Genomic DNA, 11556 nt, shown 5'->3' with positions numbered 1-11556 from the left:
TGATCTCCTTGGCGGTGCCAGCCGCCGGTTGGGTGGGTTTCGTTCACCCGGAGATTACGCCACCTTCAAATTTCCACCACCTTCGCGACACGACCCGGGTCTGCCTCGCGGGCCTTTCGCAACAAAACGGCGCGCCGGTCATCGATGAGCAAGGTCAGCCTTGCTGGATAAACGGGTCGGTACAGCCCCACGATGATCTCCTTGCGCATGCCGTTCAATATGCAGCGGTGATCAATTCGCCCTTGCTGGAGAAACTGATCCAGTTGAACGGCTACAATCCCGAAGGGGCATGTGGCCGCCCGACCTGGGGCTGGCGCAGCTACATCTTCACCATGGACGCACTTGCCAGCCTCGGTCGTTTTGACGCGGCGATTAAGTTGGGCGAGTGTTACCTCCGTGATGTTCCACTCTCGCGGGAGACGTCAAGAGTCGTGAAAACCGTCGGCAGCCTGATACACCGGATGGGAAGACAAAACGAGGCGGTTGAGTATCTCGAAACCTGGCTTGCCGAGAACCCGGACGCCCCGGCAGGGCAGGTCTGCACGGACCTGATCGAATGGTGTGAGGGGGCGGCCCCGGCACAGACCATCATCGACCTGGCCACCCGCGGGATCAGGGATCTGGCCGAGGAACAGCCAAGCTCGAGTGTTGGCAATCTCTATTATCGGCGCGCTTTGGCGCGGGACAGGGATCTGCTGGCACGCCATGATGCGGGAGAGGCAGAGCCAAAGGAGACCTGCTCGCGAATCGCGATCACGCTTCTGGACTATGCCATGTCCCAAAAGCTCGGTGTCAATCCGGGGCTGATTGGTCCAATTCAACAGCGCGAGACCGTTCTCCGCGATCTGGCGGTACGGCTGGGATGCGACGGGATCGGAGAGCAGTCAAATGGCGGCCAGGACCCTCTCATTGGCACGGCGATACAGCAAATTCTGGAAATCGTTCATCAAGACAGCAAGACTGACGCCGAAAAAGCAGAGGCAATCCGAGAGGTTCTCGGCGATCTGGACGAAGAGCGGGCCAGTCACGTGATGAACATGCTGCGCGACGCTGCCGAGCGGGACGATGTTCCGCTGGAATTGCGCTCGCGGATCGCCAACCTCCTGCCGCTGATAAAGCGCACGGAGCACTGACCGCCCGCGCGGGGCAGGGAAATCCTCAGGCCCCCGCCCGCTCCACGCCTTCCTCGATGGCGGCGCGGAGTTTGCGTTCCAGCGCGGCGCGTTTGCTCTCGGAGTGGAATTTCAGCCCGAACATGTCCTTGACATAGAAGGTATCGACCACCTGCTCGCCGAAGGTCGCGATCACCGCCGAGGCGATATAGACATTGTTGGCCGCCAGCGTCCGGGTGAGATCATAGAGCAGGCCGGGACGGTCGCGGGTATCGACCTCGATGATGGTGTAGATCTCGGACCCGTCATTGTCGAAGGTGATATGGGTGGGCACGCGAAAGGCGCGCTCGCGTTTCCTGAGCTTGTCGCGGGACTTGATCGCCTCGCGCGGCACGATCTCGCCCTTGAGGGTGCGCGCGATGGTCTGGCGCAGGCGCGGCAGGCGGCTTGCCTCGAAGGGGCTGCCGTCATCGTCCTGGATCCAGAACACGGCGGTGGCGAACCCGTCCTTGGACGTATAGGTGCGCGCATCGACCACATTCGCCCCCGCCAGCGCCAGCGCCCCCGCCAGCCGCGAGAAGATGCCCGGATGATCGGCCAGCGCGAAACAGGCGCGGGTGGCGTCGCGATCCGCGTCGATGGCCAGATCAATGGCGATCTCGTCCTCGTGCAGGTCGTGCAGCAGCCGGGCAAAGATCACATGGGCCGTGACATGCAGCCCCTGCCAGTAGGGGGGATAGTGGCGCGCGGTCTCGTGCTTGAGGTCTTTCGCGTCCCAGTCGGGCAGGGCCTCGCGCAGCGCGCGCTTGGCGTCCACGCCGCGCTGTTCGCGGTTGAGCGCCTCAAGCCCGCCCTCCATCGCGCGGCGGGTCTGGCGGTAGAGCGCGCGGAACAGCGAGGCCTTCCAATTGTTCCAGGTGCCGGGGCCGACGCCGCGAATGTCGCAGACCGTGAGCAGGAGGAGCAGGTCAAGCCGCTCGCGCGTCTGCACCGCCTTTGCAAAATCGCGCACCGTGCGCGGATCGGCGATATCGCGTTTCTGCGCCGTGTCGGACATGAGCAGGTGGTGGCGCACCAGCCATTCCACCGTCTCGGCCTCGCGCTTCGAGAGGCCAAGGCGCGGGGCCACCTTGCGCGCGATCTGCGCGCCCAGGATCGAATGATCCTCGGGCCGGCCCTTGCCGATGTCATGCAGGAGCAGTGCGAGATAGAGCACGCGGCGATTGACGCCTTCCTTGAGGATCTCGGAGGAAACCGGCAATTCCTCGATCAACTCGCGCCGCTCGATCTGCGCCAGATGGCTGATGCATTGGATGATATGTTCGTCCACCGTGTAGTGGTGATACATGTTGAACTGCATCATCGCGCGCACGGGCTCGAACTCCGGCAGAAAGGCCGAGAGCACGCCAAGCTCGTTCATGCGCCGCAGCGCGCGTTCCGGATTGCCGTGTTTCAGGAGCAGGTCGAGAAAGAGTTTTTGCGCCGCCTGGTCGTGGCGGAACCCCTCGTCGATAAGTGAGAGGTTTTTTGTGACCATGAGCATGGCGTCGGGATGGATCAAAAGCCCGGTGCGCAGCGCCTCCTCGAAAAGACGCAGGAGGTTGAGCGGATCGGCCAGAAAGGCCGCCTCGTCGGCGACGGCCAGCCGCCCGGTGGTCTCGACATAGCCCGCGCGCAGTTTCTTGCGCCGCTTGAGCAGGCGTTGCAGCAGCGGCTCGGCCTTTTGCTGCGCGGCTTCCAGCTTGGTCAGGAAGATGCGCGTCAGGTCCCCCACGGCGGTGGCGTGGCGGAAATAATCCTGCATGAAGATCTCCACGCCCCGCCGCCCGCCGCGATCGGCATAGCCCATGCGCTCGGCCACCTGCACCTGCACGTCGAAGGTGAGTTGGTCATTGGCGCGCCCGGCGATGAGGTGCAGATGACAGCGCACCGCCCAGAGAAAGCTCTCGGCGCGCTGAAACGTGCCGAATTCCTCCTGGGTGAAGGTGCCGAGTGCCACCAGATCGCCGACATCGCGCACATGGTGCAGATATTTCGCGATCCAGAACAGTGATTGCAGGTCGCGCAAGCCCCCCTTGCCCTCCTTGACGTTGGGCTCGACCATATAGCGCTCGCCCTGTTTTTCGTGGCGGGCGTCGCGCTCGGCAAGCTTGGCCTCGGTGAATTCGCGCTCCGTGCCGGTAAAGAGCTTGTCGCGCAACTCGGTGTCGAGGCGCTGCGCGAGGGCGGCATCACCACCAAGAAAGCGATGCTCCAGAAGCGCGGTGCGGATGGTGAAATCTTCCGATCCAAGGCGCAGGCAGTCGCGGATGGTGCGGCTTGCGTGGCCGACCTTGAGGCGGAGATCCCACAGGATGTAGAGCATCGATTCGATCACGCTCTCGGCCCAGGGGGTGATCTTGTAGGGCGTGAGAAACAGCAGATCGACGTCCGAATGGGGCGCCATCTCGCCGCGCCCGTAGCCGCCGACTGCGCAGACGGCGATGCGCTCGGCCTCGGTCGGCGTGGCGAGCGGGTGCATGTGCTGCGTGGCCAGATCGAGCGCGGCGAGGGTGACGCAATCGGTCAGCCAGCACCAGGCACGGGTGGCCGGGCGCGCATCGAACGGCCGCGCGGCAAAGGCCTCGGAAATCGCCGCCCGTCCGCGCGTCATCTCGGCCCCGAGGACAGACACGGCCGCGCGGCGCAGCGCGGCGCTGTCGGTGGCACCGGCAGCGGCCTCGTCCAGTGCCAGCGCGACCTTGCCCGCCGCGAATATCTCGTCGGGCGGCAGGATCAGGTCGGCGGGGGGCGCGGGCGGCTGGGGCAGGGGCATCAGCGCCGCGCGGGCCTCAGAACCCGGCACCGCCAAAGCCCTGGGGTGCGGGCGACAGGATCTGCACGCGCTTGTCGGTGATGGTCGCCACGGCAAGGCCGCGCTCGTTGGTGCCGTCCGGGCGCAGCCGGAAGACGCCGCTCACCCCCTGGAAGCCGGCCGCCTGCGTGAGATCGCCGCGCGTGAGGCCCCGACCGGCCTTGGTGAGCGCGCCGACGGCGGCGATCCCGTCATAGGCGAGGCCCGCGATCGGGTGCGGGCTATTGCCATGGGCCGCGCGAAAGCGGCTCTCGAACGCGTCAGAGCGGGCCGGATCGGGCACGGCGAACCACCCTCCCTGCACCCCCGGAAGATCGAGTGTCTGGCGCGGTGTGTCCCACCGGGCCAGGCCGATATACTGCACCCGGTCCGGACCAAGCCCCGCCTCGGGCAGCATCTGCGAGAAGAGCGGCAGCGCGCCCGCGCTGTTGGCCGTCAGAAAGATTGCATCGGCCGCATTGGTCTCGGCGGTGCTGCGGATCACCGGCACGGCGTTGACAACCCCGTCCTGCGAGAAATCGTAGCTGACGCTTCCCGCCAGCGTGCCGCCCTGCGCCTGCACCGCCTGGCTGATCGCCTCGAGCCCGAGCTGTCCGGCGAGGTTGTCGGAATAGACCGCCAGGATGCGGGATTTCCCCTGGCCCGTGGCAAAGCCCGCCAGCCGGTCGGCGGTGTTGCGGAAGGTCTGTCCCAGGACAAAGAGATTGCCGCCCGCGATGGTCGGGTTGTTGGAAAAGGCCAGCACGTTGATGTTGCGCTGTGCCATGGCGACGGCCACGGCATTGGCCGATTCGGCATGAAGCGGGCCGATGATGATCTGTGCGCCATCGGCGGCGGCGTTGAGCGCGGCCTGCTGCGCCTGCGCGGGTTGCCCGGCGGTGCCGTAGACGCGCAGGTCGATTTCGACGCCCGCGAGATCAGCGACCGCAAGCCGCGCGGCATTCTCCAGATCGCGGGCAAGCTGCGCCTCCTGCGCGTTACCCGTGCCATGCGGCACCAGAAGGGCCACCGGCACCGCGCCGCCCCGCGCCACGCTGCCGCCCCCGCCGGTCATGGCCCCTGGCGCGACATCGCAAGCGGCCAGCCCGATGAGCGCGAGAATCGCGGCGAGGCGGGCCAGGGGCTTGCGGAGGAGGGTTGAAACGGCAAACATGGTCTACTCCCTGTTATGGGCACCCAAGGCAGGATACACGCAGGCGTGATCATAGCCGTCATGGAACAAGGGTCCAGCGATGAATTCCGATCCGCAGAAACTGGCCGCCGGACTATACCTCATCGCCACCCCGATCGGCGCCGCGCGCGACATCACGCTCCGGGCGCTCGATCTGCTGGCGTCGGCAGAGGTGCTGGTGGCCGAGGACACGCGCAGCCTGCGGCGGCTGATGGAAATCCATGGCGTGGCCCTGGGCGAGCGCCCGCTCTGGGCCTATCACGATCATAACGGCGCAAAGATGCGCCCGCGCATCCTGGCGGCGCTGGCGGAGGGCAGATCGGTGCTCTACGCGTCGGAGGCAGGCACACCGATGGTGGCCGATCCGGGCTTTGATCTTGGCCGCGCGGCGGTGGCGGCGGGCCATCCGCTCATCTCGGCACCGGGGCCATCGGCCGTGATCGCGGCGCTGACGCTCTCGGGCCTGCCCACCGACCGGTTCCTGTTCGCGGGCTTCCTCCCAAGCAGCTCTGCGCGGCGCAAGACGGTGTTGAAGGAGCTTGGCGCGGTGCCCGCGACGCTGGTGTTCTACGAATCGCCCAGGCGCGTGGCCGCGATGCTGGCGGACGCGGCAGAGGTGCTGGGCGGCGAGAGACCGGCGGCGCTCTGCCGCGAGATCACCAAGAAGTTCGAGGAAACGCGCCGGGAAACGCTGGAAACCCTTGCACGGGACTGCGCCGGAGAGACGCTGAAAGGCGAAATCGTTATCGTGATCGGGCGCGGGGATTCACCGGATATTAAAGAAGGTGATATAGACCGGGCTCTGGAAGAGGCTCTCAAAGGCGCAAGTGTGCGCGATGCGGCGGATCGGGTGGCTGCAGATATGGGGTTGCCCCGGCGCACGGTCTATCAGCGAGCCTTGCAGCTTGCGGCGCGCAAGGAACAAGGGGACGGGTCATGATGCGGCAACTGGCCTTCGATTTCGACGCCGCTCCGACTGTGGGCATGCACCAAGGTGTGCCGCAGTGGCGACAGGAACGGGGCCGGCGCGCCTTTCTCAGCGGGCAGGCCGCCGAGGACATGGTCGCGCGGCTTTACGAGGGGCGCGGCGTTCAGGTTCTGGCGCGGCGCTGGCGCGGGATCAGCGGTGAGATCGACCTCGTCCTGCGCGCGCCCGACACCTATGTGTTCTGTGAGGTCAAGCGCGCGGCAACGCATGATCTGGCGCTTCAGCGGTTGCATCAGGGGCAATTGCAGCGGATCTATCATGCAGCCTCCGAATATATCGGGCTGACGCCCGAGGGGCAGCTGGCACCGGTGCGATTCGACGTGGCGACGGTCGATGGCATCGGATCCGTGAACATCCTCGAGGCGGCGTTCGGACTTTTCTGAATTGCGCGCGCGCGCGGCATGGCCCATGAAAGGGGCGATGTGACACATGAGGCCACGCATGAAAATCGCGTTTCAGATGGACCCGATCGGGCCGATCGACATCGCCGCCGACAGCACCTTTCGCCTGATGATCGAGGCGCAGGAGCGGGGCCATGAGCTTTTTTACTACACGCCCGATGCGCTCGCCTATGAGGAGGGGCGCATCACCGCGCGCGGCTGGCCACTCGAGGTGCAGCGGGTGGCGGGGGATCACTACCGCTTGGGCGAAAACCAGGTGGTCGATCTGGCCGATTTCGACGTGGTCTGGCTCCGGCAGGATCCGCCGTTCGACATGCATTACATCACCACGACGCATCTGCTGGAACGGTTGAGCCCGGCTACGCTGGTGGTCAATGATCCGTTCTGGGTGCGCAATTTCCCCGAAAAGCTTCTGATCCTGAACTTCCCCGACCTGATGCCGCCCACCACCATCGCGCGCGATCTTGCCACGATCCGCGCGTTTCGTGCGCGCCATGGCGATGTCATTCTCAAGCCGCTTTACGGAAACGGCGGGGCGGGGGTGTTCCATCTGCCCGAGAGCGACCGGAACCTTGCAAGCCTGCACGAGATGTTCACCGGCTTCTCGCGCGAGCCGCTTATCGCGCAGAAATACCTCCCCGATGTGAGCCGGGGCGACAAGCGGGTGATCCTTGTGGATGGCGCGCCCATCGGCGCGATCAACCGTGTGCCCGCCGCGGGCGAGACGCGGTCGAACATGCATGTGGGCGGGCGGCCCGAGAAGATCGGCCTGACCGACCGCGACCGCGAGATCTGCGCACGGATCGGACCGCTTCTGCGCGAGAAGGGGCAGATCTTCGTCGGCATCGACGTGATCGGCGATTACCTGACCGAGATCAACGTGACCTCGCCCACGGGCCTTCAGGAACTCGAGCGGTTCGACGGGACCAATGGCGCGGGACTTATCTGGGACGCCATCGAGGCGCGGCGGGGATGAGCTGGCAGCTTGCGCTTCTGAACCGCCACCTTCGGTGGTTCGAGAAGCCGGCGCTGGCGCGGCATGACAAGGACCGGCTGCGACGGTCCTTTGCGCTGAAGGCGCGGGTTTATTTCCATGCGCCCCGGGGCAGCCGGTTCGAGCGCGGGAGGCTGGGGGCTGTGCCCGTGCAATGGGCGCGGGCGCGCGGCGCGGTCAGGGGGCGAGGGCCGGTCCTCCTCTATTTCCATGGCGGTGCCTACGTGTTCGGCACCTCGGATACGCACCGCGCGATGCTGGCGCGGCTTTCCGCGCTGACCGGGCTCGAGAGCTGCCTGCCGGATTACCGTCTGGCGCCGGAGCACCCGTTCCCGGCTCAGATCGAGGATGCGCTGGCCTGCTACCGGGCCTTGCGGGCAGAGCGCGAGGTGATTCTCGGCGGGGACAGCGCGGGTGGCGGTCTGGCGCTCGCCCTCCTGCATGAGATCCTGCGGCAGGGGCTGGACGCTCCGGCGGCTCTCTTTGCGTTTTCGCCCCTTACGGACGTGACGTTTTCGGGCGGCTCCGTGCGTGAAAACGCCCTGCGCGACACCATGTTGACGGCAGAGCGGATCGGCGAGATGCTGGAGATGTTCCTGGGCGGGCAGGACCCGTCCGATCCGCGGGCCTCGCCGCTTTTCGGCCGGTTCGAGAGTGCGCCGCCGGTCTGGCTGACCGTGGGCGATACCGAGATCCTGCGCGACGATGCGCTGCGGATGCACGCGGCCCTGACGGCGCAGGGGGTGACGAGCGAGGTGCATCTGAGGCCGGACCACCCGCATGTCTGGCCGATCTTCCACAACATCCTGCCCGAGGCACAGACCACTTTGCGCGATCTGGCGGGGTGGCTCAGGTCTCTTTGATGGTTGTCAGGCGAAAGCTGACCGCCTCTGCCACATGGGGCAGGCGCACGGCGTCAGAGCCGTCGAGATCGGCGATGGTGCGCGCCACCCGCAACACCCGGTGATAGCCGCGCGCCGTCAGGCCGAACCGCTCGGCCACGCGGGTGAGCAGGGCGCGCCCCTCGGCGTCGGGTGTGGCGATGTCCTCGAGGGCCTCGCCTTCGGCATCGGCATTGAGGCGCATGTCGGGCCGGTCCGCGAAGCGCGCGCGTTGCACCGCCCGCGCCGCCGCGACCCGTTCGGCCACCTGCGCCGACCCTTCGCCAGAGGCGGGCAGATCGAGATCGCTAAATGCCACCGGCGGCACATCAAGGCGCAGATCGAAGCGGTCCATCAGCGGGCCGGAAATGCGCCCCATGTAATCCTCGCCGCAGTTCGGTGCGCGCGAGCAGGCGCGGGCGGGATCGCTCAGATGCCCGCATTTGCATGGGTTCGCGGCAGCCACGAGCAGAAAGCGGCAGGGATATTTCACATGCGCATTGGCGCGCGCGATCATCACCTCGCCGGTCTCGATGGGCTGGCGCAACGTCTCGAGCACGGGGCGTGGAAACTCGGGAAATTCGTCCATGAAGAGCACGCCGTTGTGGGCAAGGCTGATCTCTCCCGGCTTGGCGCTGCGTCCGCCGCCCGTGATCGCCGCCATCGAGGCGGTGTGATGGGGCTCGCGGAAGGGGCGCGTGCGGCTGATTCCGCCCTCGGATATGAGCCCCGCGACCGAATGGATCATCGAGGTTTCCAGCGCCTCGGCGGGGCTGAGCGGCGGCAGGATACCCGGCAGCCGCGCGGCCAGCATGGATTTGCCGGAACCGGGCGGGCCCACCATCATCATGTGATGCCGCCCGGCGGCGGCGATTTCCAGCGCGCGCTTGGCGCGCTCCTGCCCCTTGACGTCGCGCAGGTCGCGCCCCGGTGGCGGGCCGGTCACCTCGCCGGGTTGCGAGGGCGCGATGGGGCATTCGCCGGTGAAATGGCGCACCACATCGGCCAGCGAGGCGGCAGCGATCACCTGCGCCGCGCCGACCCAGGCGGCCTCGGCCCCCGAGGCGCGCGGGCAGAGCAGGATGCGCCCTTCTTCGGCCGCTGACATGGCCGCAGGGAGCGCGCCGATCACCGGAATGAGCGTCCCGTCGAGCGACAATTCGCCAAGGGCCGTTGTGCCCTCGACCGCGTCATGGGGCAGGATCTCGAGCGCGGCGAGCAGGGCGAGGGCAATGGGCAGGTCGAAATGGCTGCCCTCCTTGGGCAGGTCGGCGGGCGAGAGGTTGACCGCGATGCGCTTGGAGGGCAGCGAAATGGCCAGCGCCGAGAGCGCCGCGCGCACCCGCTCGCGCGCCTCCGACACGGCCTTGTCGGGCAGACCGACAAGGGCAAATCCCGGCACTCCGGCAAGCACGGCGCATTGCACCTCCACGGGGCGCGCCTCGACCCCTTCAAAAGCCACGGTATAGGCGCGTGCGACCATGTTTTCCCCGCGCGGCGATGCGTCAGGGTTAACGGGTAGCGCCGGGAGGTTTAAGAATGGTTAACGGTGAATTTTGGGGCGACAGGTCCGGCCCGTCGCCCCTCTTTGGCTCAGGCCGCCGAAAAGCCCGCGTCGAGCGCGTTCAGGATCACGTCCACCTCGGCCTCGGAAATCACCAGCGGGGGCGACATCAGGACGTTATGCGCGCCAAGCCGCACCATCGCGCCCGCGTCATAGGTGGCGGTGTGGATGCGCTGCATTGTGGCCGCATCCATCGGCGTTTTCGCGGCGCGGTCGCTGACGATCTCGATCCCGGTCATCAGGCCGTGCCCGCCGCGCACATCGCCGATGATGTCGTGCTTCTCGGCCAGCCGCTTGACGCCTTCATAAAGCTGGGTGCCGCGCGCAGCGGCGTTCGTCTTGGTGTCAAGGCGCAGGGTCTCCGAGAGGCAGGCCACCACGCCGGCCGCCCCCACGGGATGCGCCGAATAGGTATAGCCCGTCCAGATCGCGCCGCGCGCGTCCGAGGTCTCGAATACCTCGGCCACCGCGCCGGAGATGAGCACGCCGCCCACCGGGAAATAGCCCGAGGTGATGCCCTTGGCGATGGTCATGAGGTCAGGCTTCACCCCCCAATGCCGCGCGCCAGTCCAGTCGCCGGTGCGCCCGAAACCGCAGATCACCTCGTCCGAGATCATCAGGATCCCGTAGCGGTCGCAGATCGCGCGCATGTGTTTCATGAAGGACGCATCGGGCACGATCACGCCGCCCGCGCCGAGAATCGGCTCCATGATGAAAGCGGCAATGGTCGAGGGGTCCTGAAACTCGATCTCGTCCACCATGGCGGCGGCGATCTTTTCCGCCAGTTTCGCCGGGTCACTTTCGTCAAACGGGTTGCGATAGGTGTAGGGCGCGGCGATGTGGAAACAGCCGGGCAAGAGCGGCTCATACCCGATGCGAAAGCGGTTGTTGCCGTTGACGCTGGCACCACCCCAATGGGTGCCGTGATAGCCCTTCTTGAGGCTGAGGAACTTGGTGCGCGTGGGTTCGCCGCGCAGGCGGTGGTATTGGCGGGCAAGGCGCAGCGCGGTGTCGACGCTGTCCGAGCCGCCCGAGGTGAAGAATACCCGTTCCATCCCGTCCTCGGCAAAGAACTCGCGCACGGCGTAGGACGCCTCGATGGCGGCCGGGTTGGTGGTGCCCGCAAAGCCCGAGTAATAGGGCAATTGCCAAAGCTGATCAGAGATCGCCTGTTTCACCACGTCGTTGGAATAGCCGAGATTGACGCACCAGAGGCCGCCGACGGCATCCACCACCGAATGTCCGTCGATGTCGTGCAGGCGCACGCCCTCTGCCGTCTTGATGATGCGCGGCGCGTTGCGCTGCGCCTCGCCGGGATGGCCCATCGGCTGCCACAGGTGGCGGCCATTCATCTCGCGCAGGAAATTGTCGTCTTTCATGGGGCGTGCTCCGGGAGAGTGTGATATTTGATCAAATTCTGCCACCGCGCACGGGAACTGTCCAGAGGGAGAGTGGGTGCGGGGAAGAAAGGCGGGGTATGACAGGAGGAAAGCGGATCGGGCTTTGGCCTGAAGGCGACGTTGACGTGTCGATCCCCGCGCGGAATCAAGGGCGAAGCCCGCCGCGCGAGCGCCCGACCGCCCGGACGGGC

9 protein-coding genes are annotated in these 11556 nt (G+C 66.5%); 5 read left to right on the top strand and 4 right to left on the bottom strand.

Annotated features, from left to right (window positions below; genetic code table 11):
- On the top strand, positions 1–1133 hold a 1133-nt coding region (locus ACSSV8_RS09585; protein ID WP_454282280.1), incomplete at its 5' end, for a hypothetical protein.
- Positions 1134–1158: 25 nt separating this feature from the next.
- Here the strand turns inward: ACSSV8_RS09585 and ACSSV8_RS09580 are convergent.
- Together ACSSV8_RS09580 and ACSSV8_RS09575 are read right to left on the bottom strand one after the other, a co-directional pair.
- The gene (locus ACSSV8_RS09580; protein WP_354538015.1) at positions 1159–3927 is read right to left on the bottom strand and encodes a [protein-PII] uridylyltransferase; all 2769 of its coding nucleotides are present in this window, start codon (positions 3925–3927) and stop codon (positions 1159–1161) included.
- Positions 3928–3943: 16 nt separating this feature from the next.
- Positions 3944–5119, bottom strand: coding sequence for a penicillin-binding protein activator (locus ACSSV8_RS09575; RefSeq protein ID WP_354538014.1), 1176 nt, complete (start codon positions 5117–5119; stop codon positions 3944–3946).
- Between the two features lie 79 nt (positions 5120–5198).
- On the opposite strand from ACSSV8_RS09575, the gene rsmI reads away from it, so the two are divergent.
- The 4 genes from rsmI to ACSSV8_RS09555 are packed head-to-tail and all read left to right on the top strand — an operon-like array spanning position 5199 to position 8383.
- Complete coding sequence (rsmI, locus tag ACSSV8_RS09570) at positions 5199–6077, top strand: 16S rRNA (cytidine(1402)-2'-O)-methyltransferase (protein WP_354538013.1); 879 nt, start codon at positions 5199–5201, stop codon at positions 6075–6077.
- Entirely contained in the window at positions 6074–6508 is a 435-nt protein-coding gene (locus tag ACSSV8_RS09565; protein ID WP_454282279.1) for a YraN family protein, read from the top strand. Before rsmI ends, ACSSV8_RS09565 begins: the two co-directional genes overlap by 4 nt.
- Positions 6509–6566: 58 nt before the next feature.
- Positions 6567–7502, top strand: a complete 936-nt coding sequence (gene gshB, locus ACSSV8_RS09560; RefSeq protein ID WP_354538011.1) for a glutathione synthase — start codon at positions 6567–6569, stop codon at positions 7500–7502.
- Positions 7499–8383, top strand: a complete 885-nt coding sequence (locus tag ACSSV8_RS09555; RefSeq protein ID WP_454282278.1) for an alpha/beta hydrolase — start codon at positions 7499–7501, stop codon at positions 8381–8383. Before gshB ends, ACSSV8_RS09555 begins: the two co-directional genes overlap by 4 nt.
- Here the strand turns inward: ACSSV8_RS09555 and ACSSV8_RS09550 are convergent.
- Together ACSSV8_RS09550 and ACSSV8_RS09545 are read right to left on the bottom strand one after the other, a co-directional pair.
- Positions 8370–9884 carry a YifB family Mg chelatase-like AAA ATPase gene (locus ACSSV8_RS09550; RefSeq protein ID WP_454282277.1) on the bottom strand — a complete coding sequence of 505 codons (1515 nt, stop codon included), beginning with the start codon at positions 9882–9884 and terminating at the stop codon, positions 8370–8372. The genes ACSSV8_RS09555 and ACSSV8_RS09550 overlap by 14 nt on opposite strands.
- 110 nt (positions 9885–9994) lie before the next feature.
- Positions 9995–11344: an aminotransferase class III-fold pyridoxal phosphate-dependent enzyme gene (locus ACSSV8_RS09545; RefSeq protein WP_454282276.1), complete on the bottom strand. Its 1350-nt coding sequence runs from the start codon at positions 11342–11344 to the stop codon at positions 9995–9997.
- Positions 11345–11556 lie beyond the last annotated feature (212 nt).

This window comes from Roseovarius sp. MBR-79 (assembly GCF_053628555.1).
This window is presented reverse-complemented; position numbering and strand designations above follow the sequence as displayed.